1 protein-coding gene is annotated in these 509 nt (G+C 39.9%); it reads right to left on the bottom strand.

Annotation, left to right across the window (positions count from 1 at the left end; translation table 11 throughout):
• On the bottom strand, positions 1-509 hold a 509-nt coding region (locus ACFINX_RS10430), incomplete at both ends, for an ABC transporter substrate-binding protein (protein WP_375668841.1).

Consider the following 509-nt stretch of genomic DNA (forward strand, 5'->3'; position numbering starts at 1 on the left):
GTCTGATAGATAAAAGCATAAGGCCCTTTCTGCATAAAATCACGTTGTAAATCAGCATACATTTGCGCCCGTTTTTTGGGATCTTTTTGAAACAATGCATCTTGAACCTTTTGATTCATAGTTTCATCCAAATACCCATGGCACCAACTCGCATAGCCTGTATTTTTAGCCTCAAGCCGATTATCTGGATTATAAATAAGACGTGAAGCCATTGTATGGGGGTCCCCAGAGCCATTATTCCATCCGAAAAAAATCGTATCAAAACCACGCGCATAAAATTTTGAAAACAACTGCGTACCTACAAAACGTTCAATTTTAAAACGTACTCCAACTTTTTTTGCATTGTCTTGGAGAGACTGAGCAATAGGCAAAGCAAAAGGATAAGGAGAGGCACCGGCAAAAATACTGGCCTCAAAACCATCCGGATAACCTGCCTCTGTTAAAAGTTGCTTTGCTTTTTGGAGATCAAGTTTAAAGGGTTGTCCCTCTTTTTCATCCAAAGCTCCAAG

The sequence above is a fragment of the Bartonella sp. AP36NXGY genome, assembly GCF_042195865.1.
GTDB lineage: Bacteria > Pseudomonadota > Alphaproteobacteria > Rhizobiales > Rhizobiaceae > Bartonella.